This is a genomic window from Streptomyces sp. NPDC006687 (assembly GCF_040636215.1).
In the GTDB taxonomy this organism is placed as follows: Bacteria; Actinomycetota; Actinomycetes; order Streptomycetales; family Streptomycetaceae; genus Streptomyces.
This window is the reverse complement of sequence record NZ_JBEYJJ010000003.1, coordinates 413,362-438,749: the sequence shown is the minus strand read 5'-3', so window position 1 is coordinate 438,749 and position 25,388 is coordinate 413,362. Positions and strand designations below refer to the sequence as shown.

General features: G+C 71.3%; 23 protein-coding genes. 4 read left to right on the top strand and 19 right to left on the bottom strand.

The features are described from left to right. Positions 1-41: 41 nt before the first annotated feature. Together ABZ716_RS06405 and ABZ716_RS06400 are read left to right on the top strand one after the other, a co-directional pair. On the top strand, positions 42-338 hold the full coding sequence (locus ABZ716_RS06405; RefSeq protein WP_358812575.1) for an SHOCT domain-containing protein: 297 nt from the start codon (positions 42-44) through the stop codon (positions 336-338). Positions 339-521: 183 nt separating this feature from the next. After that, positions 522-1,511, top strand: coding sequence for a CorA family divalent cation transporter (locus ABZ716_RS06400; protein WP_358957028.1), 990 nt, complete (start codon positions 522-524; stop codon positions 1,509-1,511). 4 nt (positions 1,512-1,515) lie between these two features. On the opposite strand, the gene ABZ716_RS06395 is transcribed toward ABZ716_RS06400, so the two are convergent. The 4 genes from ABZ716_RS06395 to ABZ716_RS06380 all read right to left on the bottom strand — a co-directional run bounded on the left by ABZ716_RS06395 (position 1,516) and on the right by ABZ716_RS06380 (position 7,982). Beyond that, complete coding sequence (locus tag ABZ716_RS06395; RefSeq protein ID WP_358957025.1) at positions 1,516-2,586, bottom strand: YncE family protein; 1,071 nt, start codon at positions 2,584-2,586, stop codon at positions 1,516-1,518. 218 nt (positions 2,587-2,804) lie between these two features. Further along, complete coding sequence (locus ABZ716_RS06390; protein ID WP_358957023.1) at positions 2,805-4,004, bottom strand: FAD-dependent monooxygenase; 1,200 nt, start codon at positions 4,002-4,004, stop codon at positions 2,805-2,807. 92 nt (positions 4,005-4,096) lie between these two features. After that, complete coding sequence (locus ABZ716_RS06385; protein ID WP_358957020.1) at positions 4,097-7,024, bottom strand: BTAD domain-containing putative transcriptional regulator; 2,928 nt, start codon at positions 7,022-7,024, stop codon at positions 4,097-4,099. A 175-nt stretch (positions 7,025-7,199) separates the two neighbouring features. Beyond that, on the bottom strand, positions 7,200-7,982 hold the full coding sequence (locus ABZ716_RS06380) for an SDR family oxidoreductase (protein ID WP_358957017.1): 783 nt from the start codon (positions 7,980-7,982) through the stop codon (positions 7,200-7,202). 238 nt (positions 7,983-8,220) lie between these two features. Here ABZ716_RS06380 and ABZ716_RS06375 point away from each other — a divergent pair, with 238 nt between their 5' ends. Further along, positions 8,221-8,739 (top strand): SRPBCC family protein, encoded by a 519-nt coding sequence (locus ABZ716_RS06375; protein ID WP_358812581.1) that lies wholly within the window; start codon positions 8,221-8,223, stop codon positions 8,737-8,739. 110 nt (positions 8,740-8,849) lie between these two features. On the opposite strand, the gene ABZ716_RS06370 is transcribed toward ABZ716_RS06375, so the two are convergent. Together ABZ716_RS06370 and ABZ716_RS06365 are read right to left on the bottom strand one after the other, a co-directional pair. Then, positions 8,850-9,776 carry a hypothetical protein gene (locus ABZ716_RS06370; protein ID WP_358957015.1) on the bottom strand — a complete coding sequence of 309 codons (927 nt, stop codon included), beginning with the start codon at positions 9,774-9,776 and terminating at the stop codon, positions 8,850-8,852. A 14-nt stretch (positions 9,777-9,790) separates the two neighbouring features. Further along, positions 9,791-10,648, bottom strand: a complete 858-nt coding sequence (locus ABZ716_RS06365) for a papain-like cysteine protease family protein (RefSeq protein WP_358957013.1) — start codon at positions 10,646-10,648, stop codon at positions 9,791-9,793. Between the two features lie 876 nt (positions 10,649-11,524). On the opposite strand from ABZ716_RS06365, the gene ABZ716_RS06360 reads away from it, so the two are divergent. Further along, positions 11,525-11,914 (top strand): hypothetical protein, encoded by a 390-nt coding sequence (locus tag ABZ716_RS06360; RefSeq protein ID WP_358957010.1) that lies wholly within the window; start codon positions 11,525-11,527, stop codon positions 11,912-11,914. A 71-nt stretch (positions 11,915-11,985) separates the two neighbouring features. Here the strand turns inward: ABZ716_RS06360 and hypE are convergent, their stop codons facing one another. From hypE to ABZ716_RS06295, 13 genes are all read right to left on the bottom strand, one after another. Continuing rightward, positions 11,986-13,059 (bottom strand): hydrogenase expression/formation protein HypE, encoded by a 1,074-nt coding sequence (gene hypE / locus ABZ716_RS06355; protein WP_358957007.1) that lies wholly within the window; start codon positions 13,057-13,059, stop codon positions 11,986-11,988. Beyond that, entirely contained in the window at positions 13,052-14,176 is a 1,125-nt protein-coding gene (gene hypD, locus ABZ716_RS06350) for a hydrogenase formation protein HypD (protein ID WP_358957005.1), read from the bottom strand. The genes hypE and hypD overlap by 8 nt, the downstream gene beginning before the upstream one ends. Next, a complete protein-coding gene (locus ABZ716_RS06345; protein WP_358812587.1) occupies positions 14,173-14,493 on the bottom strand; it encodes a HypC/HybG/HupF family hydrogenase formation chaperone in 321 nt (106 codons plus the stop codon). The genes hypD and ABZ716_RS06345 overlap by 4 nt, the downstream gene beginning before the upstream one ends. Before the next feature lie 52 nt (positions 14,494-14,545). Then, complete coding sequence (gene hypF, locus ABZ716_RS06340; protein ID WP_358957096.1) at positions 14,546-16,876, bottom strand: carbamoyltransferase HypF; 2,331 nt, start codon at positions 16,874-16,876, stop codon at positions 14,546-14,548. Between the two features lie 53 nt (positions 16,877-16,929). Beyond that, complete coding sequence (gene hypB, locus ABZ716_RS06335) at positions 16,930-17,760, bottom strand: hydrogenase nickel incorporation protein HypB (protein WP_358957002.1); 831 nt, start codon at positions 17,758-17,760, stop codon at positions 16,930-16,932. A gap of 3 nt (positions 17,761-17,763) precedes the next feature. Further along, the gene (hypA, locus tag ABZ716_RS06330; RefSeq protein ID WP_358956999.1) at positions 17,764-18,159 is read right to left on the bottom strand and encodes a hydrogenase maturation nickel metallochaperone HypA; all 396 of its coding nucleotides are present in this window, start codon (positions 18,157-18,159) and stop codon (positions 17,764-17,766) included. A 253-nt stretch (positions 18,160-18,412) separates the two neighbouring features. Further along, a complete protein-coding gene (locus tag ABZ716_RS06325; RefSeq protein ID WP_358956996.1) occupies positions 18,413-18,961 on the bottom strand; it encodes a hydrogenase maturation protease in 549 nt (182 codons plus the stop codon). After that, positions 18,958-20,406 carry a hypothetical protein gene (locus ABZ716_RS06320; RefSeq protein WP_358956993.1) on the bottom strand — a complete coding sequence of 483 codons (1,449 nt, stop codon included), beginning with the start codon at positions 20,404-20,406 and terminating at the stop codon, positions 18,958-18,960. Before ABZ716_RS06320 ends, ABZ716_RS06325 begins: the two co-directional genes overlap by 4 nt. After that, positions 20,403-21,110, bottom strand: a complete 708-nt coding sequence (locus ABZ716_RS06315) for a DUF6084 family protein (protein ID WP_358812592.1) — start codon at positions 21,108-21,110, stop codon at positions 20,403-20,405. Before ABZ716_RS06315 ends, ABZ716_RS06320 begins: the two co-directional genes overlap by 4 nt. Beyond that, positions 21,107-21,775: a DUF5947 family protein gene (locus tag ABZ716_RS06310; RefSeq protein ID WP_358956990.1), complete on the bottom strand. Its 669-nt coding sequence runs from the start codon at positions 21,773-21,775 to the stop codon at positions 21,107-21,109. Before ABZ716_RS06310 ends, ABZ716_RS06315 begins: the two co-directional genes overlap by 4 nt. Continuing rightward, positions 21,772-22,377, bottom strand: coding sequence for a hypothetical protein (locus ABZ716_RS06305; protein ID WP_358956988.1), 606 nt, complete (start codon positions 22,375-22,377; stop codon positions 21,772-21,774). Before ABZ716_RS06305 ends, ABZ716_RS06310 begins: the two co-directional genes overlap by 4 nt. Next, positions 22,374-24,158 (bottom strand): nickel-dependent hydrogenase large subunit, encoded by a 1,785-nt coding sequence (locus tag ABZ716_RS06300; RefSeq protein WP_358956986.1) that lies wholly within the window; start codon positions 24,156-24,158, stop codon positions 22,374-22,376. The genes ABZ716_RS06305 and ABZ716_RS06300 overlap by 4 nt, the downstream gene beginning before the upstream one ends. A gap of 138 nt (positions 24,159-24,296) precedes the next feature. After that, positions 24,297-25,385 carry a hydrogenase expression protein HypE gene (locus tag ABZ716_RS06295; protein WP_351886258.1) on the bottom strand — a complete coding sequence of 363 codons (1,089 nt, stop codon included), beginning with the start codon at positions 25,383-25,385 and terminating at the stop codon, positions 24,297-24,299. Positions 25,386-25,388: the final 3 nt, after the last annotated feature.

Here is a 25,388-nt window from a genome sequence, read left to right as displayed (position 1 = left end):
CTCCCCCGTTCCCCCATCCGCCCCGACCAAGGCAGGCAACCATGCCCGGACTACTCCGCGGCGTCGCACGCACCGCCGTCGTCGCCGGAACGGCCACGGCCGTCTCCAACCGTGTCAGCCGCCGCCAGGCGGGCCGCTGGCAGGCCCAGCAGGCCGAAGCCCAGGACCCCTACGCGCAGGCTCCCGCGGCGCAGCAGCAACCGCCGCCCCCCGCCCCCGCCGCCGTCGGCATAGACGACAAGATCGGCCAGCTCAAGCAGCTCGCGGAGCTCAAGGAGCAGGGCATCCTCACCGATGAGGAGTTCGCCGCGCAGAAGGCGCGCATCCTCAACGGCTGACCGTTCGCGCGGGTACGGTCTTCCGGCCCCTCGGCGCCGGGCTCCCGGCCTGCGGTTCCGGGCAGGAGCGCGGTCCGCCGCGGGCCGGGCCGTGTATCCGGCCTCCGCGGCCACCAGGCCCCCGCCCGTCCGCCGCGGGTGCGGAACACAGCCGATCCCGAGAGGTCCTGGAACGGTGAGGCCATGATCGTTTCGGTGGTGTCGATGCCCGAGGGCTCCGTACGGCGCACCCGGCCCGAGGAGGCCCGTGATCGCCTCGCCGCATCCAGTTTCCTGTTCGTGTACGCCGAGCTGCCCGAGGAGGCGGAACCCGGCGAGCGGCAGGTCGCGGATCTGCTGGGCCTGCAGGGCACGGACCTGCCCTGGCTGGGCCGGCAGGGGCAGACCGCCCGCGCTGAGTTCCTCGGCGACGCCGCCGCCTTCGTGGTGCCCGCCATGGAGGCGGACCGGGTGGTCCACCTGCATGTCGTCGCCACCGAGCGGTACGTGGTCGTGGTGCACCGGGGGCCGGCCGGCATGGTGGAGCGCTGCGTCGCCCGCTTCGCGCACGAGCGGCCCCCCGATGCCGTCTCCACGCTGTTCCTGCTGCTCGGCGAGGCGTTGGAAACCTACCGGCGCTCCGCCGTCCAAGCGCTCCTGGAGGTGGAAGACCTGGAGGACGCGATGTTCCGGCAGCGGGAGGCGGAGCAGCTCTACCGCCTGGCGCGGCTGCGCCGGGCCGCGGCGCTGCTGCACCACTCGCTGCTCCCCTACCACCAGGCGGCGGAGGAGTTCTTGACGCGCAGGATCCTGAACCGCAGCTTCCCGGAGGAGCGCCAGCGGCTCGCCCGCGAGTACCAGCGCACGTCGCGGCTGGTACTCGCAGAGATCGAGGCGCTCCAGGAAGCGGCCCGGCGCGGTTTCGGCACCTATTCCTCCCTGGTGTCGGGTGAGCAGAACGCCGTGATCAACCGGCTGGCTGTCGTTTCGACGATCTTCCTGCCGCTCAGCTTCGTCACCGGGTTCTTCGGCATGAACTTCGCCTACCTGTCCGACGAGTTGGAGAGCCAGGCCATCTTCTGGCTGCTCGCCGTGGGCCTCCAGGCGGTCTTCCTGCTCGGGGCACTCTACGTACTTCACCGCACCCGGATCTGGCGCCGGTTCCGCGACGACGAGGCCATCGACGACGACTAGGCCGTCACAGTCGGCCGACGGCTACCCCCATGGTGTCGTTGGCGCCGACGGTGATGGGGGTAGCCGCGCCGGTCGCGGTGTTGATGGCGAACACCGTCCCCTGGGGTGTCGCCTTGCCGTAGGAGCCGACCACATAGGCGCTCTTCCCGTCGGGGGTGAGGCCCACCTTCGACGGACGGAAGTACCTGCCCGACCCGGTGGACGGCGGGATGTCGCCGATCGGGATGGTCTTGATGACCTTGTTGGTCTTCAGGTTGACCACGGACACCTTGCCCTGAATGATCTTGTTGTTGACCCCGGCCACGTAGGCCCGCTTGCCGTTGGGGCTGATCGCCAGCCCGCCCGTGCCGGCGCCGGTGATGGTGCGGACGATCTTCTGCTTCGCAAGGTTGATGACCGAGACGTCACCGCTGTCGCCGGTCGCGTAGAGGCGCTTGCCGTCGGGGCTGATCGCCATGCCGTTGGCCGCTTCGTTGAGGCGGATGGTGGCGACGAGCTGGTTGTCGGCGGTGTCGATCACGTACAGGCTGCCCTTGCTGTCGGCCACGTAGAGGCGCTTGCCGCCGGGATCGATCGCCACCTGGTCGGGCCTGCTGACCTTGATGGTGGCGGAGGCTTGGTTGGTGGCGGTGTCGATCACCGACACCTTGTCCCCGTCGAAGGGGTTCTGGACGGCCACGTAGACGTGCTTGCCGTCCGGGGCCATCGCTTCCCCGTAGAGGCTGTCGGGGGAGAGCTCGTCCTTGTCGTACAGGATGTCCGTGACGCTCCGCTTGGCGATGTTGATCGCCGACACGTACCTGAAGGCGTTGGTCACGTAGAGACGGGTGTTGTCGGGGGTGATCGCCACCTGGTCGGGGCCGCCGCCGACGGCGGTGGCCCCGATCTCCCGGACCTCGTTGCTACTCGTGTCGATCGGGTACACGTGGCCGTCGAGGCTGCTGATGTAGGCGTATTCCCTCTGCTGCGGCGGCGGCTTCGGGGCAGCCGTGGCAGGCACGGGCACCAGGAGTGCCAGCCCTGACGCGATGGCCACCGCGATGGTTCGCCGTACGACGGATCGCTGAAAGTGCACGTGGGCCTCCGGATCGACGTGATGGTCTCCCGCGCCATCAGATGTACCGGGCCGCGTGTCCGGTTGGCGGCGAACCAGCAGGTCAATCCCCCGGAAGAGTGCCTGCCCGAGCAGCTCACGGCGAGGGTGTCCCCGGTCTTCGGCCAAAAGCCCCTGCCGGGGCCTGACCCTCTACCAGGCCCTGGGCCTTCAGCCCCACGACACCACCTGACGGAGCACTACGCGTGCCGGGCCAGGGCGCAGTAGTCGCGGAGGGTGATGTTCTCCGCGGCCTTGCGGGCGATCTTGGCGGCCATGTCCTTGCCGGGCAGGTACGGCATGACCTTGTAGTAGCGGTTGAGGAGCGTGGCTACGAGGCGGTTTCCGGGGACCATGAGCTTGGCGACGCCGTCGCCCATCTTCTGGCAGCCCGCGGCGTACTCGCGCATCTCCTGCTCGTACCGGCCGAAGGCGACGCGGTGGTCGCCGTGCGCGGCGGCCAATTCGCCCGCCAGGACGTAGGCACCGACCAGGGCGAGCCCCGATCCCATGCCCGACAGCGAGGACGGGCAGTGGGCGGCGTCGCCGATCAGGGCGACCCGGCCGCGGGACCAGGTGTCCATGTGGACCTGTCCGACGGAATCGAAGTAGAAGTCGGGGGCGTAGCGCATGTCGTGCAGGAGCCGGTCGCTCTCCCAGCCGTTGCCCGCGAAGGTCTCGGCCAGGACGGCCTGCTGCCGCGCCACGTCACGGCGGTCCAGGTCCAGTTGCGGGGAGGCGAAGTAGAAGACGGCCTTGGCCTGGGTGTTGTGACGGGCGCTGTACATGGCGACGAGCCGGCCCGCGGTGCGATAGGCGTGCCCGGTGTGGTCGAGTCCGAGATGGTTGGCGGTGGTGAAGATCGCGCAGTTCACGCCGAGGTGTCTGACGAACTGTTCCTCGGGCCCGAACGTCAGGCGGCGGGTGTTGGAGTGCAGCCCGTCGGCTCCGATCACCAGGTCGAACCGGCGCGGGGCGCCGCGTTCGAAGCTCACGTGCACGCCGTGGGCGTCTTCGGTGAGCGAGGTGACGGAGTCGCCGAAGACGTACTCGGTGTGCTCCTTGGTCGCGTCGTAGAGGATCCGGGCCAGGTCGCCGCGGAGCACCTCGATGTCCCCGGCGAACAGGTCAGCGGGCAGCTTGGCCTGCGGCTTGCCCGCGCTGTTGACGTACGACATCGAGCCCGTGCCGGTCCGGGCCCTTTCGAGGTCGGCCAGGATGCCCATGCGGCGCAGGACCGTCAGGTGGGCCTCGCCGCGGAAGTCGACGGCGTAGCCGCCGTCACGGAGGGCGGGGGCGCGCTCCACGATGGTGGCCTGGAAGCCGTGCCGGTGGAGCCAGTAGGCGAGCGCGGGGCCGGCGACGGAGGCGCCGGAGATCAGTACCTTGAGGTTCGTCATGTCCCGGAGCTTGCCGGGGAGCGCTCACCGCGGGCTCACCCCGCGCTCACCGCGGCCTGGCGGCTGCGCCCACCCCGGTGTGAAGACCGCCCTCACCGGCCCGATGCCGCACCCTTGAGGACGGACTCGACGACGTCCTGCGCCAGCCCCAGCATGCGCAGCACCTCCGGTACGGGCGCGCCCGCCGTGTCGGCGGCCTCGGCGGCCTGCCGGTAGCGCCTGCGCGCCTCGGCGTGGTGGTTCCGGGCCGCGGCGACGCGCCCGAGGCCCGAGAGCGCGCGCACCCGGGGCCCCAGGCTCTTGATCCAGTGCGGGTCGGTCTGCTCCAGCGCGTCGGTGTACCGCTGTTCCGCCAGGGCGAGGTCCCCCTGCGCCAGGGCGATGTCGCCGAGGCCGCGCAGGGCCGCCGCGAGGTAGGTGGAGCTGCCGGCGCGGCGGGCGAGCGCGGCGGCCTCGGCGTAGTCGGTACGGGCCGCCACCGGATCGTCCCCGGCGAGGTGGTCGCCCCGGTTGACCAGGAGGTCGGCGCTGTCCTCCAGGGCTCCGAGCCGTCCGGTGAGTACGAGGGCCTCGTCGGTCAGCGCGATCGCGCGCGTCCGGTCGCCGCGCGCGCCCGCCGTGTCGGCGAGCGAGCCCAGGGCCAGAGCGACACCCCAGCGTTCGCCGAGCGAACGGAATCCGTCCAGGGCGCGGCCGAAGGCGTCCTCGGCCGCCTCGGGGTCACCCTTGCCGAGGTGCCCGAATCCCGACACGTAGTGGGCGGCGGCCCGTGCCCAGGGGTCCGGGCAGTCCCGCTGGGAGGAGACGAGCTCGTACGCGCCCTGCGGATCGGGACCCACCGCGTTCCGCATCATCCACAGCAACAGCGTGACCGGGTGGCGGCCCCGCCGGTCGCCGGGCCACGCGGCCGCCAGCGCCTTCCCGGCCGCCGCGCGGTGCCGCTGCCACACCTGTCCCCCGGCGTCGCCCGACGCCGACGCGGCGAGCAGCACGCACGTCGCGTACTCCTCGCCGAGCCCGTCGGGAACCGCCTCGCCCACCGCCGTGAGCAGCTCGGTCGCCATCGGTGCGACGGACGCGGACGCGCCCCGGATCCACAGGTAGGTGAACGCCGTGGCGAGCAGCTCGAAGGCCGTCTTCACCTCCGGCTCGCGCACCGCCCAGCGCAGCGCTGCCAGCAGGTCACCGTGCTCGGCCGCGACGACGGGCAGCCACTCCAGTTGCTCGGCCCGCCGCAGATGCGGATCGGCCGTGCGCACCAGCTCCAGGAGGTGCCGGGCGTGGGCGCGCCGTAGGGAGTCGTGTTCGCCCGCCTCCTCGAGCCGTTCGGCGCCGTAGGCCCGGATCGTCTCCAGCATCCGGTAGCGGCCGCCCGCGGCGTCGAGCAGCGACTTGTCGGCCAGCGACTCCAGTGTCTCGCCGTCGATGCCGCACACCCGCGCCGCGGACTCGGCCGTCGCGCCGCCGACGAAGACCGTGAACCGCTGTGCGGCCCGTTGCTCGGACTCGGACAGCAGGTCCCAGCTCCACGCGACCACCGAGCGCAGTGTGCGGTGCCGCTCGTCGGCCGTCCGGTTGCCGCGGGCGACACCGAGCAGGTCGTCGAGCCGTTCCGCGAGGTCGTCGACGTCCAGGGTGCGCGACCGCGCCGCCGCGAGCTCGATGGCCAACGGCAGGTCGTCGAGCGCCGCGCAGATCCGCCGTACGGTCCCGGGGGCGGCGGTGAAGCCGCGCCGTACGGCCGCGGCGCGCTCGGTGAACAGCCGTACGGCCGCGTCGGCGTCGAGCGGCCGTACCGGGAAGAGGCTCTCGCCGATGATGCCGAGCGGCTCCCGGCTCGTCGCGAGCACGCGCAGCCGCGGGCAGGTCGCCAGCAGTCGCGCCGCGAGGCCGGCGACGTCGTCGACGAGGTGCTCGCAGTTGTCCAGGACGAGCAGCAGCACCTGATCGGACAGCGCCGCGATCAGGCGGTCGACGGGCGTGGTCGCGCCGCCGTCCATCTGGAGGCCGTTCTGGCGCAGGCCGAGGGCGGCCAGCAGGGCCTGCGGCAGCCCGGCACCGTCGCGCAACGGGGCCAGCTCCACGAAGCACACCTGGTCCGCGGCGCCGCCCGCGGCACCCCCGGCGCCCACGAGACCTGCGGCCTCGACCGACAGCCGGGTCTTGCCGACGCCTCCGGGCCCGGTCAGGGTGACCAGCCGGGCCACCCGCAGCATCTCCGCGACCTCGGCGACCTCGTCGGCGCGGCCCACGAAGCTCGTCAGCTGCGCGGGCGGCGCGGCGGGCGTCGGCTCCGGGTCGGCGCTCAGCAGCTCCCGGTGCAGCGCGGTCAACTCGGCCGAGGGGTCGGCGCCCAGCTCTTCGGCCAGGTGCCGCCGGGTCTCCTCGAACATCACCAGTGCCTCGGCCTGCCCGCCCTCCGCGGACAGCGCCCGCATCAGCAGCCCCGCCAGCCGTTCCCGGAGCGGATGGCGCGCGACCAGTTCGCGCAGCTCCGGTACGGCCGCCCGGTGCTCGCCGAGCCGGAGGCCGGCCTCGATGCGGTCTTCGAGCGCCCCGAGCCGGTGTTCCTCCAGCCGTACGGCGGCGGCCTGGGCCGTCTCGCTCTCGGGCAGGTCGGCCAACGCCGGTCCCCGCCACAGCTCCAGGGCCTCGCTCAGCAGCACGGCCGCCCGCCCGGCATCGCCGTCCGCCAGCGCCGAACGGCCCTCCCCGGCCAGCCGCTCGAACCGGGAGGCGTCCACGTCCTGCGGATCGACGAGGATCCGGTAGCCCGCTCCGGCCCGTTCGATCGCCGCCCCGTCCCCCAGTGCGGCCCGGAGCCTGGACACCTGGGACTGGAGCGAATGCGCCGACCGTGTCCCGGCGGGGTCGATCTCCTCGGCCAGCCGGTCCGCCGAGACGACCTCCCCGGGGCGCACGAGCAGCAGGGCGAGCAGCGCCCGCCGTGCCGGACCGCCCAGCGGGACCTCGCCGCCGCCGTGCCATGCCCGGGTCTCACCAAGTATGCCGAACCTCATGGCGGTTGATTATTCACGGCACGGCGCCAGGGCGGTGGTCAGGGGGCGCGGCGGACCGTCACGGGGCGCGGTCACCGGATGCGGCGGGCTCTCATGCGGGCGGAGGCGGCCACGGGGGGCGGAGGCGGTCACGGGGGGGAGGCGGAAGCGGTCACGGGGGCGGAGGCGGAGGCGGTCACGGGGTGATCGGGCCGAGGAACGTTCCGCCCGACACGTCGACGGTCTGGCCGGTCACCCAGCGGCCCTGCGGGCCGGCCAGGAACCCGACGACGTCCGCGACGTCCTCCGGCTCGCCCAGCCGCCCCAGCGCCGTGATCGACTCCAGCCCGGCGACGACCTCGGGGATGGAGGTGTAGCCCGCCGTCATGTCGGTGCGCACCGCACCGGGCGCGACCGTGTTCACCGTGATGCCGCGACGGCCGAGCTCGTTGGCCAGCGACGGTGCCATGGACTCCAGCGCCGCCTTCGTGATCGTGTAGCCGATCTGGGTCGATACCGCGAACCTGCTGGCCGTGGAGCCCATGTTGATGATGCGGCCGCCGTCGTTCAGCAGCGCCATCGCGCGCTGGATCACGAAGAACGGAGTGGTGACGTTGATCTCCAGCAGCCTGCCGAACTCCTCCGGGGTGACCTGCGAGATCGGGTTGCCGGAGCTGATGCCCGCGTTGTTCACGAGGACGTCCAGCCCGGCCCCGGCCGGCCCGGCGGCCGCCAGCCCCGCGGCCAGCTCCTCGAACAGCCGGTCCAGCGCGCCGTCCTCGCCGAACCTCGCCCGGATCGCGAACGCCCGCCCGCCCGCCTCCTCGATCCGGGCCACGGTCTCCTTGGCCGCCTCGTCATTGCCTCCGTAGTGGACGGCGACCAGCGCGCCCTCGGCCGCCAGCCGCAGCGCGACCGCGCGGCCGATGCCCCGCGAGCCGCCGGTCACCAGTGCCGTCTTGCCGGTCAGATCGTTCATCGTCGCTCCCTGTTCGATGGCCGGTCCGCGGCGGATCCGGCGATGACCCAACCGTCGCGGCGACCGCTCACCGCACGCTCACCACGGACTCACCGGGATACCTCGGCACACGTACTCGGAGCCCTCGACGCCGCCGTTCAGCCGGGCCGGCGCGGGACCTGAGAGGGGCTCCGTGGCGGGGGCCCTGGGTGCGGGCGTGACGCCGAGCGCTACCGTCGTGGTCCGAGGAGGGAGCCACATGCCCCGCACGTTCAGTGTTTGCGACACCATCGTCGTCGCGGCCGACCCGTCGACGGTCTACCAGCACGTTTCCGACCCCGCTCTCATGGGCCGCTGGAGCCCGGAGAACCTGGGCGCGACCCCCGCCGAGGGACCCGGCACCGCGACTCGGGTCGGCATGGTCTTCGACGGTCGCAACAAGCGCGGCGCGTTCCGCTGGACGACCCGCTGCACGGTGACCGCCGCCGAACCGGACGAGGTCTTCCGGTTCAAGGTCCACGCCATCGGGCTGCGCCGCCCGTGGCTGCGCGGCCCGATCGCCACCTGGGAGTACCGTTTCACCGCCGTACCCGGGGGCACCGAGGTGACGGAGACGTGGACCGACGACCGGACCGGCTGGCCCGACCCGGTGGCCAACACGTTCGACAGGATCGCGACGCGCGGGCACACCTTCGCCGAGTTCCAGCGCAAGAACATCCGAGCCACCCTGCGCAACCTGAAGTCGGTGCTGGAGGCACACCCCGCCGCCCCCTGGTGACCTGAGTCAGAGATCCGGTGGCAGTAGGCGGCGGCCTTGTCGAGGATCTCGTCGGCTGTCTTCGCCCAGTGGGCTTCGCTCCTGCGGGGCCCGGCCCTCTTGGGGCCGGGTCAGCGGAGGGCCGCCGTCTGCCGACGGCGCACGTACACCACCGCACCGCCGATCGCCGCCAGCGCCGCGGCCGCGGCGACGGAGATCGGCTGCCACGACCCCTCGGCCGCCGGTGTCCCGGACGCGGCGGCGACCGGTTCCGGCTGTGCCTCCACGAGGCCGGCGTACCCGCCGGCCAGGCCCTTGCGGTCGTACTCCGAGCCGGGCATCTTGTCGCCGTAGCGGCTGGTGACCAGCTTCTGGTAGGCGGCGAGGGTGACGCCGCGCTTTCCGCCGAGGCCGGTGGTCGCCTCCTCGTTGAGCGGCTCGACCATACCGTCGGCGGTGAGCCGGTACCAGGCGTGGATCTGCGGCTCGGTGAAGGTACGGGCCTGTGCGGTGCCGCGCTCGGCGAAGCCGACCTCGGCGTCCCCGTCCCGGATGCCGGCCAGCTGCCAGCCCTCGGCACCGACGTTCTGCGGGCCGCTTCCCGTCGTAGCGGCAGCCCCCTTGGGTGCGAGCAGTACGGCGGCGTTCCTGCCGTCGGAGGCGGTCACGCGGGAGGCCAGGTAGGAGAGCCGGATCGCGGTCTGCGGGGTCGCCTGGGTCTTGCCGGTCACGAACTCGGGGCTGATCTCGAACATCGGCACCGGGTCCTTCAGAGCGAACCCGGGCGGCGCGGCGACCGCGGCGGGTGCGTTGCCGGGGGTGCCGACGGTGCCGCCGTCCGCGCCGGTGCCGTGCTGCCGGGCCGAGACCAGGAAGCGGGAGACCGTGTCGCGGAGTTGGTCGCTGCGGACGGCCTGCTGGGCGGACGGGTAGCCCGCGATGCCGTCGCCCTCCGCAGCCTGTGCGGGAACGATTCCGCTCAGGGCCGCGGCGAGTGCGGCCGTGGCGAGGACAGCGGCCCGGACTGCCGTGTGCTTGATGTGTCGGGTGGTCTGCATGGTCGGTCCTCTCCTCAGCCCTGGATCCCGATGCGGGAGTGGGTCCACTGGAACGAGTTGTTGTTCACGTAAGTGGCGTGGTTCCACCAGGTGTAGGTCTGGGTGGTCTGCCACGGGTCCCCGACCGCGACCATGTTGGTGGCGCTGTCGTAGCCGTAGACGACGTTCATGTGACCACCGCCGGTGCGCCAGCCGATCCGGACGGCGAACGGCCGGCCTGCGGCTATCTCGGCTGCCGACTCGCTGAACGAGGCGTTGCGATACAGGCTGCGGCCGCTGTTGCCCAGCCCCAGTCGGGCCAGGCCGTTGGCCATGTCTTCCAGCGTCGCGGGCTGGTTGTTGCAGTCCACCCAGGAGCCCTGGGCGGCGAGTTGGCAGAACTGCTGCTGGCTGACGGAGCGGCCCCAGTACTTGGCGATGGTCACTCCGGAGGCGTCCCAGCACCACTGGGTCCTGACCTGCTTCTGCATGTCGATGCTGAGCGTCTTCGCGGTCGTGGGGGTGGGTTTCGGGTTCGGCGTCGAACCGCAGACCGGCAGGGCCGTGGTGTTCTCGTTGATGAAGGCGTCAGCGATGTAGTACGAGCCGGTGTAGATCCACCGCGGGTTGTTCTCCACGGTGTCGCCGGTGGTCCGGCAGGACATCTGGATCCTGTCGCCCACCTTCGAGGAACCGTTCACCTGGGCCGAGAGGGACGGCTTGGCCCGGTGGTTGACGGTCGTGTAGTTGCCCTGCCCGCCGATGACCGTGCCGCTCACCACATCGGCTTGGGCGAGCGCACCGAAGCCGAACAGCAGACCGCCGGAGAGTGCGGCGGTGACCGTGGCTGTCAGCGCCTTCTTGCGGCGGGACACGCGACGTTTGTGCATCATGCTCCTTGATCTGAAAATGCCACCGCGGTAGTGCGGTGGAGGCGTGGTGCTCGATCAGCCGTGCACCGCAGTGCGGGCGGTTGCCCACGTGGTCGGCGCGCAGTCCGCGGCCGTCACGCAGCGGATGTGCCGGATGCCGCCTGTCTCCTGCGCGCTCGCCGCATGGAGAATCGACCGGCCGGGCGTGCGTCGGCGTTCGCCTTTCTCTCGACGGTGGCCGTCATGCGCACCTCAAATCCTGGTACGGAGGAGTGGGTGCACGGAAGCCTGCCAGAGGGGCGCGGCGGAGAATTCGGACAAACGGGAATGGCGTTCGAGATATCTGACCGTTACCTTGCTGACTGAATCTGATGATCCATCAAGTAGCTTGAGAACAAAGCGAGTTGCATCTACAGACGCGTATAGGTCCAGGCCATTTCGGCGATGTCGTTATGGAATCGAGATAACCAGGTGAGGCTTGCTGACGGAAGTTCAGTCAGCGATTCACCTAATTACTACCGGACGAATTTCCCCTGTTACGAGCGGTAAGGAATCCCTCGCTCCGCCCGAGGGCGGCAACTCGGCGACGCGACGGGCTTCGATGCGCGACGGGGCCGGCCGCCGGCGGATCGCACGGCCTGGAGCCGAACTGACCTTCATCCGGACGACGGAACGCGACGGCGCGGGTCTCGCAGCCCGGTCGAACGCCTGCGCACCTCCAGGCTCCGCGCCGGCCACGCCTACCTCCCGGACCTGCCCCGGCTCTCCCTCATCGGCCCGGCGGCGGGACCGTGCCCCATATGGCCAATATGTGCATAAATTGGGAGAATCACTCCATTCATGGGATGGCGCGCGTATCCACCGGCCATCACCGTCACAGGACAGGCAGGCCACGTTATGGCGAAGAAGCCGGAGTCGTCCCAGCCGTCACACGGCAAGGGGCCGAGCAGGCACCAGGGCAAGCACCAGCACGGCTGGGCACCGGACGTGGACGAGACGCGCCAGCAGGACAACCCGAGCGCGCACCGTTCGTTCCATCCGGACGAGTACGCCCCTGAGAAGGGCCCGGGCCGGAAGACCTCCCGGGAGGAGAAGAAGCCGGTCCCGGGTGACACCGTCGAGAGCGTCAGCGACCGGGGGGAGGACCACGCCATGGCGAACGACGAGAAGGGCATGCTCGACCGGGGACGCAAGGGCCGCTCCCAGCGCCCCAGCGGCAGCAAGGACGCCTCCGCCTTCACGGGCGTGGACCCGCAGGACCCGCCCGACAAGCACAAGCGGGGTTAGAACAGCCCGGTCCGCGCCGCCGCGCCACCGCGGCGGCGCGGCGGCGCGGTCAGGCGGCGGTCAGGCGGCGGTCAGCAGATCCGGGGCAGCTGCTCCCCCACCGGCAGGTCGACCACGCGTGTGCCCCCGAGGCCCGTGCGGGCCACCACCATGCCGGGGTGTGCTTCCACGGCCTCACCGATCACCGTCGCCGCCGCGCCCAGGGGGTGCGCGCGCATCGCTTCCAGAACCGCGTCCGCGTGCGCGCGGGGGACGAACGCGACCAGCTTGCCCTCGTTGGCCACGTACAGCGGATCCAGGCCCAGGATGGCGCAGGCATTGGCCACGGTCGGCGGGACCGGGACACTGCGTTCCTGGATGACCACACCGGTGCCGGAAGCAGCCGCGATCTCGTTGAGCGCGGCGGCCAGGCCGCCGCGGGTGGGGTCCCGCAGGACGTGCAGGTCCGTGGTGACCGCCAGCATGGCCTCGACGAGCCCGCCGAGGGCCGCGCAGTCGCTCTCGATCTCGACGCCGAACTCCAGGCCCTCGCGCACACTCATGATCGTCACGCCGTGGACCCCGATGTCACCGCTGACGATCACCACGTCGCCCGGGACGACACGCTGCGGCCTCAGGTCGACCCCTGCCGGGATGAGGCCGATCCCGGAGGTGTTGATGTAGATGCCGTCCCCGTGACCGGATTCCACGACCTTGGTGTCGCCGGTCGCGATTTCCACCCCCGCCGCTCGCGCGGCCGCCCCCATGGCCTCGGCCACGCGCCCCACCAGGGCGACCTCTACGCCCTCCTCCAAGATGAACCCGCAGGACAGGTACGCGGCCCGGGCGCCGCTCATGGCCAGGTCGTTGACGGTGCCGTTGACGGCGAGGTCGCCGATGCTCCCGCCGGGAAAGAACAGCGGCCGCACGACGAAGGAGTCGGTGGAGAAGGCCAGTCGGGCTCCGCCGAGCGACACGGCGGCGGAGTCGCCCAGCTGGGCCAGGACCGCTCCGCCGAAGGCCGGCGCGAAGATGTGCTGCACCAGTTCGGCGGAGAGTGCACCGCCGCCCCCGTGGCCCATCACCACACGGGGATGGTCGCGCAGCGGAGCCGGACAGGTCCATGCGGTGAGGTCCGGCACACGGAGCTCGGTGATGTCAGGCAACGGGGCTCGCCTCCCGGGGTGCGGTGGTGGCGTCGAGACGCCGGTAGAGGTAGTACGCGGCACACGCCCCCTCGCTGGAGACCATGGTGGCCCCCAGCGGGCTGCGGGGGGTGCAGGTGGTACCGAACGCCTCGCACTCGTTCGGCTTCAGCAAGCCTTGCAGCACCTCGCCGCTACGACACTCGGCCGGCTCCCGGGTGTGGATGCCGGTCACCGAGAAGCGGTACTCGGCGTCGTAGTCCCGGTAGCGGGGGGACAGCCGCCAGCCGCTGTCCGGGATCACTCCGATGCCGCGCCAGGCCCGGTCGGTGACCTCGAACACGTCCTCCAGCATGGCCAGGGCAGAGGGGTTCCCTTCGGGCCGGACCGCACGCGAGTAGGCGTTCTCGACCGTGTGCTCGCCGCGCTCCAGCTGCCGTACGGTCCGGCGTACGCCTTCCAGGATGTCCAGCGGCTCGAATCCGGTGACCACGATGGGGACGCGGTACCGGTCGGCCAGCGCGGGGTACTCACCGACGCCCATGACGCTGCAGACGTGTCCGGCCGCGAGGAATGCCTGGACCCGGCAGTCCGGGGACTGCATGATCGCCTCGATCGCCGGGGGGACCCGCACGTGGGACACCAGCAGGCTGAAGTTCCGGATGCCCAGCCGGCGCGCCTGGTGGACCGTCATGGCGTTGGGCGGCGCGGTGGTTTCGAAACCGATGCCGAAGAACACCACCTCGCGGTCCGGGTTCTCCCTGGCGATCCGCAAGGCGTCGAGCGGGGAGTACACCACCCGTACGTCGCCTCCCTCACCGCGGACCTGGAACAGGTCGCGGCCGGTGCCGGGCACGCGGAGCATGTCCCCGAAGGAACAGAAGATCACCTCGGGTCGGGAGGCGATCTCCAGCGCCTTGTCGATGACCTCCAGCGGAGTGACACACACGGGGCAGCCCGGCCCGTGGATCAACTCCACCAGATCGGGGAGAAGCTGGTCGATGCCGTGCCGGATGATCGTGTGCGTCTGGCCCCCGCACACCTCCATCAGGGCCCATGGTCTGGTCACCGTGGAACGGATGTCGTCGAGCAGGCGCTGGGCCAGGTCGGGGTTCTGGAACTCGTCGATGTACTTCACTTCTGGGCCTCCTGCGGCGCTTCACTTCCATCGGGCCACTGGGCTCCCCCCGCCTCCGCGGCCAGCTCCCACGGGTCCGCGAACTCCTCCTGGAGCATCCCGAGAGTCGCGAAGAGGTCGAGCGTCTGCCTCGCCGACTGCTCGTCCAGGCGCTGGAGGGCGAACCCGACGTGCACGATGGCGTACTCGCCGACCTGGAGGTCCGGCAGGTATTCCAGGCACACCTCCTTCACGACGCCGCCGAAGTCGACGGTGGCCATACGAGTGCCGTCACGAACCTCGATGTCCATCACTTTCCCGGGTACCGCCAGGCACATGGGGCTTTCTCCTCGCTGTGGTGGTCCGTGCCCCCGCCTTGCGGGTGGGGCGTCAGTCGGCGGTTCTGTGTCCGGCGATCACCAGCTGGCCGAGCGCCAGGCCCCCGTCGTTCGGGGGCACCTGGTGGTGGCGCAGCACCGTGAAACCGTCCTTCCGCAACGCCTCGGCGCACGCCGAGGAGAGCAGAACGTTGGCGAACACCCCACCGGTCAGGGCGACGGTGTCCAGCCCGTGCCGCTCGCGTGCCACGACGCAGGTGCGGTGGACGAGGGCGGCGACCGCACGGTGGAAGCGTGCCGCGACGAGTGCCGGGGGGACACCGGCGCGTACGTCGTCCACGATCGCCGCCACGACGGGCGCGGGGTCGGCGGTCCACGTGGCCCCGACAGCCCTCTCAGGGGGCCGGAGGGCGAACGCGTAGCCGGTACGGCCGTCCGCGGCGCTCTCGGCGGTGAGCGCCGCGGCCTCCAGTTCGACGGCGGCCTGCGCCTCGTATCCGGCCCGGTGGCACACCCCCGCGAGCGAGGAGACGGCGTCGAACAGCCGGCCCATGCTGGAGGTGGGTGCGCAGTTCAGGTTCCGCTTCATCTGGGCTTCCAGTACCCGCCTCTCGTCGGGCGGGCAGACCACTACGCAGGGCAGGTCGTCCGTCCAGTCGATGCCGGCCGCGCGCAGATGGGCCAGTGCCATGCGGTAGGGCCGGTGCACGGCGGCGTCGCCGCCGGGCAGTGGGACATAGGCGAGATGGGCGAACCGGGTGAAGCCGTCGTAGTCGGCGAGCAGGAACTCCCCGCCCCACACTGCCCCGTCGTCGCCGTATCCGGTGCCGTCGAAGGCGACGCCGATCACCTGGTGGGTGCCGTCCAGCCCGTGTTCGGCCATCGCCGCCGCGACGTGGGCGTGATGGTGCTGCACGCGGACGAGCGGCCGGCCGGCCGCGTGCCGCTCGGCCCACCGGCCGGAGCGGTAGCCGGGGTGCCGGTCGGCGGCCAGCGCCAGGGGCTCCACCCCCGTGATCGACTCCAGCTGCCGCTCGGCGCGCTCGAAGGCGTACTGCGTGGCGAGGTCGTCCATGTCCCCGATGTGGGCGGACAGCCAGGCCCGGCGCCCGTCGGCCAGGCCGAAGGCGTTCTTCAGGTCTCCCCCGACCGCGAGGGTCGGCCTGACGGGCACCGGAAGGGTGATCGGCAGGGGGGCGTATCCGCGTGAGCGGCGCAGGATCATGAGTTCTCCGTCGCACACCCGCACCAGGGAGTCGTCGCACGGCACCTGGATCGGGCGGTCGTGCGTGAGCCAGGCGTCGGCCAGGTGAGCCAGCCGCTCCAGTGCCTCGGCGTCGTCGGTGACGATGGGTTCGCCGGCCGTGTTCCCGCTGGTCATGACGAGCAGGCGGGGCCCGGCGGGGTCTGTGGGCAGGCCGAGCAGCAGGTGGTGCAGGGGTGTATAGGGGAGCATGACACCCAGGTCCGGGCTGCCGGGCGCGACCGCGTCCGCCACTTCGGGAGCCCCTGCCCTCGGTGGCGGCGCCGCCCGGCGCCGCAAGAGGACGATGGGCCGCACCCCGCCGGTCAGCAGTACGCGCTCCGCGGGGCCGATGTGCACGAGGTGCTCGATATCGGCGGTGTCGCGGGCCATGAGGGCGAAAGGCTTGTCGCCGCGGGCCTTACGACGGCGCAGCAGGGCCACGGCTTCGGCATGGGAGGCGTCGCATGCCAGGTGGTAGCCGCCGAGGCCCTTGACGGCGAGGACGGCGCCGTCGGCCAGGAGCCTGCGGGCCTCCGCGACGGGGTCCGCGGCGGGCACCTCACTCGGGGTGCCACCCCCGGCGGTGCGCAGCAGACGCAGGCGGGGCCCGCAGTCGGAACAGGCGACGGGCTGCGCGTGGAACCGACGGTCGGCCGGATCGGCGTACTCGCGGGCGCAGTCGGGACACATCGGGAAGCCGGCCATGGTGGTGTGGGACCGGTCGTACGGCAGGCCGGTGACGATGGTGAAGCGCGGGCCGCAGTGCGTGCAGGTGATGAACGGGTGGCGGTGGCGCCGGTCGGCCGGATCGCCCAGCTCAGCGAGGCACGCGGCGCAGGTGGCCACGTCCGGCGAAACCAGCGTGCGCCCCCGTCCCTCGGACCGGGAGGCGATGATGGTGAACCCCGCACCGCCGGAGGCAGGAACGTCCCGGTGTTCGACGGACTCCACCACGGCCAGCGGGGGCGCCTCCGAGGCGATCCGGTCGCAGAACAGTGCCACGGCGGACGGCGCCCCCTCGACCTCCGCCACCACGCCTTCCGGGGTGTTGCTCACGTGGCCGGACAGCTCCATGGCCGTGGCCAGGCCGTACAGGAACGGTCGGAAGCCCACGCCTTGTACGACGCCCCGGACCATGACCCGGCGGCGCTGTGGTGCGGGGACGTCGACGGTGCCCGGCTGCGGTGCGCTCACGCCCGGGGCTGGGCGGCAAGGCCGGCGGACGCCGCGTGGGCGGACTGCCCTGGATCATCCGCATGGTCGTGGGGGTGGGGATGGGTGTGCGAACCGTTCATCTGCCGGGAGCCGTCCCCGTGGTGGTGGTGACCGCGGTTCTGCCGGCCCATCACCGGTTCGTGTGCCGGCTCTCCGTCCGCCACCGCCATCGCCCGGTCGAGCAGCACGCCCACCCCTTCGCCCCGGCGGGCGGAGGTCAGGACCACCTCCACCCCGGGGTTGACCTGCTCGACGTGGGCGCGGAACGCCGGCTCGTCGAACCCGACGGCATCGGCGATGTCGGTCTTGGTGACCACCACGAGCTGGGCGAGCCCGAAGGCGGTGGGGTACTTCAACGGCTTGTCCTCGCCTTCGGTGACCGAAGCGAGTACGACCCGCAATGCCTCACCGAGGTCGTAGGAGGCGGGGCAGACCAGGTTCCCGACGTTCTCCACGAACACCAGCCGGGTGGTTTCCGGCAGCCATCCCTCGAGATGCCGGCCCAGCATGTCCGCCTCGAGGTGGCACAGTCCGTCGGTGAGGACCTGCTTGACCGGTACGCCGGAGCGGGCCAGGCGCCTGGCGTCGTTCTCCGTGGCGAGATCGGCGGTCAGCGCGGCGACCGGCACTCCCCGCTCACGTGCGAGGAGGAGTTCGCGTTCCAGCAGGGCCGTCTTCCCGCTGCCGGGGCTGGACAGCAAGTTGATCACGGTGGTGCCCCGGGCTGCCAGTCCGGTGCGCAGCGCATCGGCGGCAACCTCGTTCTTGGCGAGGACCGCCTGTTGCAGGTCGACGACTCGGCACATGGTTCAGCGCTCCTCGGAGACGGGTTCTCGGGTGCGGTCACGGGCCGGACCGTCTTCCCACTGCACACCGGCGATCTGCAGCTCACGGCCGGAGAGAAGCTCGGCTGCCGCCTGACCGCACGCCGGGCAGCACAGTTGCGGAGGCGCACCGACCGCCCATTCGTCCACGCACGTCGCGCAGCGGGCGCGGCCGGGCACGGATTCGGCGATCAGTTCGGCGCCCTCCAGGACGGTCCCCGCGCAGGCGAGCTCGAAGCAGAAGGCCAGTGCGTCCGGGACGACCCCGGCCAGCTCACCCACCTGGAGCCGCACGGACGTGACGGCGGTGACGCCGCCGGCTTTGGCTGCCGCCTCCTCCACCTGGTCGACGACGGCCAGCGCGATGGACATCTCGTGCATCGGTCTCCGTCCTGGCGGAGGCCGGTAGGGGTGTGGCCGGTCCGCTGGGCACCATTACACGGCGGCTTGCGGGGACGGGCTCCGTGACTCACCGATGCCGCGCCCCGCGTGCCCCCGTTCGGTGCAGCGGCCGCGTCACATCCTGCGGATGCGCAGGTAGCGCCTGACGTCGGGCAGGACTTGCCTGACCAGGGCGAGGAAGACGATGGCGGCGACGGCGCTGCCGATCACGGACTTCTTCATGGTGTGCTCCTCATGTCCCGGCCGGTCGGGCCCCGGCACTGTGCGCGGGCGCTTCATGGGTGCTCTGGCGTACGAGGTCGAGGACGCATCGAACGGCCTCGGGTACGGCGGCGGCCACCTCGGGGCTGAGGCCGATCCCCTCCTCGACGGACGCGGGTTCGCATCCCACCACCAGCGTGCACCGCGGCGGCGTCGCACCGGTTCCGGCACACAGGGTGTCCAGCACGGCCAGGACCGCGTCGGGCGACATGTGGTGCCCGTCGAGCACGGCACCCTCGGGCTCGATGCCGCCCGCCGACGCGGCTTCGATGAGGTACACGGTCCCCGGGGCGCCGCCGCGCGCCGTGGCGTCGACGAGGATGAGCGTGTCGTATCCGTCGAGCAGCTGGTACGCGAGGTGCACGCCCCGTACTCCGATGTCCACGACTTCGACGTGGTCGGGGAGCTGGTGCCCGGCCAGCGCGCGCACCGTCTCCACGCCGAAGCCGTCGTCACCGACGAAGATGTTGCCGACTCCGGCGACCAGGGTCCGGCCGTTGCCGGGCGGGGCGGGGTTCACGCGTCCTCCAGGAGTGCTACTTCGTCGGGCTGGAAGTACAGGAACCGTCCCTGTTCGCGGCGGATGTCCGCGCCGGGATCACCTTCGACGGTCACGGCGAGGTGCACTCCCCCGTCCACGTCGTGGAGTACGGCCTCGACCCGGGCGCTGCGCCCGTGCAGGAACAGGTCCTGCGCGTCGGTGCGGCGCAGGCCGGGACGCAGCAGCACGCGGCTGCCGGCGGCGACCGGGCGGCCGTCGACCAGGACCTGGTCGGTGGCCGGGTCGAGACCGGCGTCGCCCGCGGGATCCCACCAGGGCGTGTCGGGACGGGAGACACCAGGCGTGTCGAACGGGTCGGGCGGGATGGGCGGCCCCGTACCGGAGAGACCGGACGGGCCTGGTTCGGTGATCTCGCGCAGGGCGCGGACCGCTCCGTGGAGGCGTTCGAGGACCTCGGGCGGCATGGAGTCGGCCAGGTCGATCACGGCGGCGGCCTTCGCGTCGGTCCCGCGGGCCTCGCGCTTCTCCTGATCGGTCAGGGCCGCGGTGCGCAGGGCGAGGATCTCGTCGATCTCGGTCGCGTCGTAGAGCGCCCCCGGGCTTTCCGGGGCGATGGCGGGGTGGTCCTCCAGAATGATCGGGGAGGACAGCACCAGGTCGGCGCGGCCTGGCTCACCGGCCAGCACCGGCCAGGTGTTCCGGTTCCGGCAGGACGCCACCGCGCCCTTGGCCCACTCCGGCGGGTCCGTCATCGAGACGAACGAGCCGGTGTCGAGGCAGAGCAGGAGGTGCGTGGAGACGAGCGAATGAGGCAGTGCGGCGTCGCGGTCGCCGCTCCCGTCGGCCGGAACCCACGTGCTGGTGTTCTCCACCACGGCCGTCAGCCGCATCACCCGGTAGGGACCGTCGAGTTCGCTCGCGGACAGGCGTACGACGCCGACGGCCTCGTCGTACCGGCGGACCAACCGGCCCACCAGCGCGCCGTCCGTGTCGTGAACCGGTTCGGTGTCTTCACCGGCGGGCCGGGTGAAGGGGACGACGATCCCGTCTCCGGTCAGCTCGGCCACGGTCGCGACGATCTCGACGCGTTCTTCGGTGCCTTCGTCCCAGGGGACCAGGACGCGGTCGTGGAGGTGCAGTTCAGGCACCGTTTCGAACGTGCCGCCCGGCCGGGCCTCCTGGACGGTGCGCCGCTGGGCGCGCAGGAACCGCACCTCGGCCGCCAGCGTGGCGCCCGCTCTGGGTTCCATCAGGCATTCGGTGCGCTGGAAGGCGTGTTCCTCACGGTCGGCGCCCCATGCGGGCGGTACGAGCACTCCGAACTGCCAGCGCAGCCGGTTCTTGGCCGCCGAGGCCCGGTAGGGATAGAGCACGTAGCCTTCGAAGAGGACGGCATCGGCCACCTGCCGCGCGGTGGCGAAACGGGACTCCACCTCGGGGCTGAACACGGCCGTCGTGGTCATGTCGCCGTCCTCTCGGTGACGCGCGGCAGTACGGCACCGGAACGGGGCAGGCTACGGGCCGGTGTCCGGGGAGCCGCCGGGGCGGCCTCGTCCAGGAGTGCCCGGAGGGTGGCCTCCCACGAGGGCAGCGCCCGGTGCGAGCGGAACGCGAGAAGGGCGTCCATGGTGTCGCGGGGCAGACGGATCCAGCCGCAGCCGGGAAAATGCTGTTCGAGCATCTCCCGCCATACCTCCAGGGGCATCCGGTAGGTCGCTTCGCGGTCCCAGGGCACCGGCTCGACGCGGAACCCGCCGGCACCGGTGAAGGCCGTTCCCGAGAAGAGCATGAGCAGCGGCACCTCGCCACCCGAGAGGGCCTCGGCGTACCTGGTCGCGGCGATGTCCATGTCGTAGGTGCAGGGCACGACGAGGTCGATGTCCGTCTCCCCGGTGAAGCTGGGAGACATGAGGGAGACCTGCGCGAACTGCACCGGCTGGAGTGTGGTGCCCCAGCGTGAGCGCTCGCCGAACAGGTCGGCCAGCTTGTCCGCCTCCGGCTCCTCGTAACGGCGGCGGGCCGGTTCGATGCGGATCTGGCAGCGGAGCGCGAGGGCGTGCACCCGGGTCTCGTCCGACGCGGTGACGTGCAGCCGGAAGACCAGGGTGGGGCCGGCGGCGTAGGGGTCGGCGCGGACCCCGGTGCAGGTGAAGGAGAGCTCGGTCACGGCCTGCTTCCTTCTGTGAGCGCCCGGGCCCGCTGTCCGACCTGCGCGAAGAACACCTGCAGAGCGGCCCGTGCCTCGGCTCCGCCATCGAACCCCTGCCACAGCAGGCGCATTCGGCCCACCAGTTCGTAACAGATGTCGATCGGCACCAGGTAGCACTCCGTGCGGCCTTCCGTGCGGCGCAGCAGCAGCGCCTCCACATCCGGTTCGAGCATGCCGGCCAGCCGGCTGGTGCCGAGTACGGTCTGCCAGGTCGCCGGGTCGAGTTCGCTTTCCGTGGCACCGGCCGGGCTGGGGTAGAGCGCGACCAGCCGGTCCAGTGCGGCGTTGCGGAAGAAGAAGGCGACGCCGACCGGGATCTGCAGGAGGTCCCAGGCGGCGGCGTCGAAGGCGTGGCCCGGGTCGGCCAGATAGCGGTCCGGGACCGTGCGGTAGCGGCCGCTGCCGGCGCCGGGCTGTGCGAAGAGCAGGGAGCACGGGGTGCAGGCACAGGCCAGGGAGCGCCTCTCGGTGTCCACGAGGTGGCGGTGGTTGTCGTCCGGGACGACCACTCCGCACAGTTCGCACCGTTCCTGCTGCGGCGCACGCGGTCCCGCGAACCGGCGCAGGCCCCGCGTCCGCGCGCCGGGTGCCGGGGGCTGCGGCCGGCCCTGCGGCGCACTCACGGCGCCGTCGCCGGAGCCGACCGGCCCGCCGCGCCCGTGGGCGGACGCGTGCCGATCTGGAGCAGGGCCGGCTCGTGGGAGGACGGGGCCTCTTCCAGTTCCACGCGGCTCACCTCCGGGGCGAAGCAGGCCAGGGCATCCTCCACGGCCTGCCGGGCCGACGAACCCGTGCTGGAGCAGCCGCAGCCCGAACCGCCGCCGGACGGGCTGGTCGTGCGCAGCCGCAGGGTGCCGGTCGCTTCGTCGAATGCGAGGAGCTCGAACTCCACACCATGTCCCTGAACGCTCTTGAGAGCGCGGGAGATCCGCGCCGAGGTGTTCTCGGGGTGGACGTCGTGCAGGACAAGGAGACTGGCGACCAGTTCGTCGCCGAGCAGCCCGCTGAGCGGGCCGCCCTGCGCTGCGCGCGCCGCGGGGGCCTGCAGCAGTGTGACGATCCGGGCGAGGCCCGCGGCGTAGAAGTCCATCAGGACCCGGACCAGTTCTTCGGCCGCCGCAGCCGTCGCGGGGTCTGCGGCAGCGGTCAGCCGGTCAAGGATCTCCTCGACCCGCCGCCCGGCCTCCTCCGCGCTCGGAGACCGCGGAGTCTCGGTCGCGCTCATCCGGCCAGGCCGCTCAGGCCGGTCGGCATGTGCATCTTCTGCACGGTCTTGCCGCCGCCCACGTACATGTGGACGCCGCAGGGCAGGCAGGGGTCGAAGCTGCGGACGGCGCGCATGATGTCGATGCCCTTGAAGTTCTCCGGCGGGTTCTCCTCGAAGATGGGCGTGTTCTGCACGGCGTCCTCGTAGGGCCCGGGGGTTCCATAGGTGTCGCGGGTGCTGGCGTTCCACGGGGTCGGCGGGTAGGGGTGGTAGTTGGCGATCTTGCCGTCGCGGATCACCATGTGGTGCGAGAGGACACCGCGTACCGCCTCGGTGAAGCCGACGCCCAGGCCCTCGTCCGGTACCTCGAACTTCTCCCAGGTCTGGGTGCGTCCGGCGCGCACCTCCGCCAGACCCTGCTCCGCGCAGTGCAACGCGATGGCCGCGGCGTATGCCTGGAAGTACGTGCGGGCACGGTTGCGTTCCAGCGCGTTGCTCCACTTCGGGCTCTTCCACTCGAAGCGGGTCTCGGGCTTGGTCATGGTGCGGGGCAGGGTGATGACGACGCTGTGCCCGGTGGCCTTGACGTAGCCCACGTCGACGAGGCCCGACAGGGCGGTCGACCACAAGCGGGCGATGGGGCCGCCTCCGGTGTCGAGAGCGAGGTAGTCCTTGCCGTCGAACCAGCGCGGCGACATCACCCAGCTGTAGTTGCCGTTGAAGTCCCGCTTCTGGGGGGCCGGGATCGTGTGCTGGTTCCACGGGTGGCGCGGGTCGACGGGATTGCCGAGCGGGTCGTGCGTGACGAACTGCTCCTTCCCGGCCCAGTCCTCGTAGTACGAGCTGCCCAGGAGGATGCGGATGCCGAGGTTGATCTCGGTGAGGTCGTTGGTGACCAGCTTGCCGTCCACCACGATGCCCGGGGTGACGAACATCTTCCGTCCCCAGTCGGTCATGTTGGCGTACGTGAAGTCGCAGTACTCGGGGTCGTTGAGGGCGCCCCAGCAGCCGAGCATCACGCGCCGGCGGCCGACCTCCTCGTACCCGGGAAGGGCTTCGTAGAAGAAGTCGAAGAGGTCGTCGTGGAGCGGGACGACGCGCTTCATGAACTCGACGTAACGCATGAGGCGGCTGAGGTAGTCAGTGAAGAGCTGGACGGACGCGATGGTGCCCACGCCGCCCGGGTAGAGGGTGGAGGGGTGCACGTGGCGGCCCTCCATCAGGCAGAACATCTCCCGCGTGTACCGGCTGACTTGCAGCGCTTCGCGGTAGAACTCGCCCTCGATGGGGTTGAGGGACCGCATGATGTCGGCGATGGTCCGGTAGCCGTGGTCGCCGGCGTGCGGGGCCTCGGTGCGCTCGGCCAGTTCCAGGACCCCCGGGTTGGTCTCGCGGACCATCTTCTCGCAGTAGTCGACCCCGACCAGGTTCTCCTGGAAGATGTTGTGGTCGAACATGTACTCGGCGGACTCACCGAGATTGATGATCCACTCGGCGAGATGCGGGGGCTTGACGCCGTAGGCCATGTTCTGCGCGTACACCGAGCAGGTGGCGTGGTTGTCGCCGCAGATGCCGCAGATGCGGCTGGTGATGAAGTGCGCGTCGCGGGGGTCCTTGCCGCGCATGAAGACGCTGTAGCCGCGGAAGACCGACGAGGTGCTGTAGCACTCCGCCACCCGCTTCTGCTTGAAGTCGATCTTCGTGTGGATGCCGAGACTGCCCACGATCCGGGTGATCGGATCCCAGGCCATCTCCACCAGGCCACTGCCGTCGTCGCCGGCCTTCGTCGTCGGTGCCATCGTCTGCGCAGCGCCCTTCTTCAAGACTTCGTTACGGGAGGGGGTCGGATCAGGACGGGATGATCAGCCGGGGCCGGCCGGGGCCGCAGCCGAGGCGGGGCCGGGGTGGTGCCGTGCGCGTCGCACGTCCGGGGCCGGTCACCAGGGCGGCCGGTATCCGGTCGTCAGCTCGTCTCTCGCGTGACGCCACTTCGGCTCCTTGTCCACGGTCTTGGCGGTGATGGAGCGGAGTTTGCGGACGACGGCTCCGTACGCACCGCTGGCCGCGCTGGAGACCTTGCCGCCGGGCGGCTCGTCCATGAACGGCATGAACTTGTCGGGGAAACCCGGCATGGTGCAGGCGATGCAGATGCCGCCGACGTTGGGGCAGCCGCCGATGCCGTTCATCCACCCGCGCTTGGGCACGTTGCACTTGACGACGGGCCCCCAGCAGCCCAGCTTGACGAGGCACTTGGGCGAGTCGTACGTGGTGGCGAACTGGCCCTGCTCGTAGTAGCCGGCCCGGTCGCACCCCTCGTGCACCGTGGCCCCGAACAGCCACGTCGGACGCAGCTTGTCGTCCAGCGGAATCATCGGGGCGGATCCCGCGGCCTGGTAGAGGAGGTAGGTGAGGGTCTCGGAGAAGTTGTCGGGCTGGATCGGGCAGCCCGGTACGCACACGATCGGGATGCCGGCCTTCGACTTCCAGTCCCAGCCCAGGTAGTCGGGTACTCCCATGGCGCCGGTCGGGTTGCCGGCCATCGCGTGGATGCCACCGTACGTGGCACAGGTTCCGATGGCGACGACCGCCAGCGCCTTGGGCGCCAGGCGGTCGATCCACTCGCTGGTGGTGATCGGCTGGCCGGTCTCCGGGTTGTCGCCGAACCCGCACCAGTACCCCTCCGGCTTGATCGACTCATTGGGAATGGATCCCTCGATGACCAGCACGAACGGGTCGATCTCACCGCGCTCGCCTTTGAAGAACCACTCGATGAACGTGTCCGCCCCACCCACCGGTCCGCACTCGAAGTCGACAAGCGGCCAGTGGACCGCGATCTTCGGCAGGCCGGGCAGCACTCCGAGCACGATCTCCTCGATGCTCGGCTGCATCGCGGCCGTCAGGGCTACCGAATCGCCATCACAACTCAGCCCCGCGTTGATCCAGAGGATGTGGATCGGGGACTCGTCCCCATCGGGTGCGCCGGGGACGGTCTCGGACGGGGCCGGGGTCGGCGTTGCTGCATCCATGGG

Bases quoted from the DNA above. Each gene is read 5' to 3' on its own strand.
- ABZ716_RS06405 (WP_358812575.1), top strand. From the start codon at position 42: ATGCCCGGACTACTCCGCGGCGTCGCACGCACCGCCGTCGTCGCCGGA.
- ABZ716_RS06400 (WP_358957028.1), top strand. From the start codon at position 522: ATGATCGTTTCGGTGGTGTCGATGCCCGAGGGCTCCGTACGGCGCACC.
- ABZ716_RS06390 (WP_358957023.1), bottom strand. From the start codon at position 4,004: ATGACGAACCTCAAGGTACTGATCTCCGGCGCCTCCGTCGCCGGCCCC.
- ABZ716_RS06385 (WP_358957020.1), bottom strand. From the start codon at position 7,024: ATGAGGTTCGGCATACTTGGTGAGACCCGGGCATGGCACGGCGGCGGC.
- ABZ716_RS06380 (WP_358957017.1), bottom strand. From the start codon at position 7,982: ATGAACGATCTGACCGGCAAGACGGCACTGGTGACCGGCGGCTCGCGG.
- ABZ716_RS06375 (WP_358812581.1), top strand. From the start codon at position 8,221: ATGCCCCGCACGTTCAGTGTTTGCGACACCATCGTCGTCGCGGCCGAC.
- ABZ716_RS06370 (WP_358957015.1), bottom strand. From the start codon at position 9,776: ATGCAGACCACCCGACACATCAAGCACACGGCAGTCCGGGCCGCTGTC.
- ABZ716_RS06365 (WP_358957013.1), bottom strand. From the start codon at position 10,648: ATGATGCACAAACGTCGCGTGTCCCGCCGCAAGAAGGCGCTGACAGCC.
- ABZ716_RS06360 (WP_358957010.1), top strand. From the start codon at position 11,525: ATGGCGAAGAAGCCGGAGTCGTCCCAGCCGTCACACGGCAAGGGGCCG.
- ABZ716_RS06345 (WP_358812587.1), bottom strand. From the start codon at position 14,493: ATGTGCCTGGCGGTACCCGGGAAAGTGATGGACATCGAGGTTCGTGAC.
- hypF (WP_358957096.1), bottom strand. From the start codon at position 16,876: ATGGTCCGGGGCGTCGTACAAGGCGTGGGCTTCCGACCGTTCCTGTAC.
- hypB (WP_358957002.1), bottom strand. From the start codon at position 17,760: ATGTGCCGAGTCGTCGACCTGCAACAGGCGGTCCTCGCCAAGAACGAG.
- hypA (WP_358956999.1), bottom strand. From the start codon at position 18,159: ATGCACGAGATGTCCATCGCGCTGGCCGTCGTCGACCAGGTGGAGGAG.
- ABZ716_RS06320 (WP_358956993.1), bottom strand. From the start codon at position 20,406: ATGACCACGACGGCCGTGTTCAGCCCCGAGGTGGAGTCCCGTTTCGCC.
- ABZ716_RS06305 (WP_358956988.1), bottom strand. From the start codon at position 22,377: ATGAGCGCGACCGAGACTCCGCGGTCTCCGAGCGCGGAGGAGGCCGGG.
- ABZ716_RS06300 (WP_358956986.1), bottom strand. From the start codon at position 24,158: ATGGCACCGACGACGAAGGCCGGCGACGACGGCAGTGGCCTGGTGGAG.
- ABZ716_RS06295 (WP_351886258.1), bottom strand. From the start codon at position 25,385: ATGGATGCAGCAACGCCGACCCCGGCCCCGTCCGAGACCGTCCCCGGC.